Origin of the sequence: Enterococcus sp. 3H8_DIV0648, assembly GCF_002140655.1 — a bacterium.
GTDB lineage: Bacteria > Bacillota > Bacilli > Lactobacillales > Enterococcaceae > Enterococcus_A > Enterococcus_A hulanensis.
On sequence record NZ_NGLG01000001.1, the window covers coordinates 776,265 to 777,562 of the forward strand.

2 protein-coding genes are annotated in these 1,298 nt (G+C 36.7%); both read left to right on the forward strand.

Annotated features, from left to right (window positions below; translation table 11 throughout):
- The coding region (cobS, locus tag A5875_RS03610; RefSeq protein WP_088932341.1) for an adenosylcobinamide-GDP ribazoletransferase at positions 1-708 on the forward strand (708 nt) is incomplete at its 5' end.
- Positions 705-1,277, forward strand: coding sequence for a histidine phosphatase family protein (locus tag A5875_RS03615; protein ID WP_088932342.1), 573 nt, complete (start codon positions 705-707; stop codon positions 1,275-1,277). The genes cobS and A5875_RS03615, both read left to right, overlap by 4 nt.
- Positions 1,278-1,298: the final 21 nt, after the last annotated feature.

Here is a 1,298-nt window from a genome sequence, read left to right on the forward strand (position 1 = left end):
GTAGAAATCAATGATCCAGAAGAAAAAATGCGTTCGGGTGTTCGTTTCTTTTCGCTGTTCGGTTTGATGATTGGCTTTATTGAAGCTGTCGTATATTGGCCTTTGCAGCATTTGTTCGGAGCTAGTATCGCATGGATATTTATTTTGTTTTTCGATGTCACGCTTACGGGCGGATTTCATTTAGACGCTTTATCTGATATGGCAGATGGGCTTTTTTCATCACGAAAAAAAGAGCGGATGCTAGAAATCATGAAAGATAGCCGAGTGGGCAGTAATGGTGTAATAGTTATCGTTTTTTATTATCTATTTTTAACCTTCAGTTTTTTTTCGTTACTCCCGCAAATAAGTATCAAGTTACAAGCCATTATCGTATTGTTGTTAAATCTTATTGGAAAAAACGGAATCAGTCTTCTGTTTTATCAAATGAAATATGCCGGAAGCAATGCTGAAGGGCTTGGTACAACTTTTTTGAATGTGAAAGTTCAGGATGTATTTTTTTGTCAACTGATTTCTTTTTTAGTGCTATTCCTTTTTTTAGGAAGGACCGGTCTTATCTGCTTTATTACCAACGTTCTTATTACGATTCTTTATCGGAAGATGGTCTTAAAAAAAGTGGGCGGTTTTAATGGAGATACACTAGGTGCTTGTTCACCAATTTCGCAAGCAGTTTTTTTACTAACATTGGTTCTTATGCGAGGTTTCTTATGAAAATATATATGATTCGTCATGGTGAAACGGAATATAATCGACGTCATCTGTTTTACGGAAAGACGGACGTCTCAATAAATCAAACAGGTATCGAGCAGGCATATTTGCTGGCAGAAAAATTTGAAAAGTTGAATATTGATGCTATTGTCTATACGAGTTCACTACAGCGTACGATCGAAACGGCGAAGCGAATCTTTCCGAATCAAACAACCATTTCTTTAGAAGCTTTGGATGAAAAGGATTTTGGGGCATGGGAGGGAATGACTGCAGATCAAATCAACAGCGACTTTCCAGTGGAATGGGAGCAGTGGCTTTTGTCACCATTTGAGTATACACCGAAAAATGCTGAAAGATTTTCAGACTTTCAATACCGGATACTGGACTGTTTTGAAAAACTGCTCCAAAAGAAAGAAGATTTTGTGATCGTCGGTCACTTAGGTGGTTTGCGAACAATTTTAAAAAAATGTTTTCCTGAGCTTGATTTTTGGGGAATCGTATTAGAACAAGGAAATTACACAATAATTGAAGCAGAGAATTCGCTGTTCAAGATTATTGAATGGAATACATAAAACTTGTTGTAAGGTTAAATA

Bases quoted from the DNA above. Each gene is read 5' to 3' on its own strand.
- A5875_RS03615 (WP_088932342.1), top strand. From the start codon at position 705: ATGAAAATATATATGATTCGTCATGGTGAAACGGAATATAATCGACGT.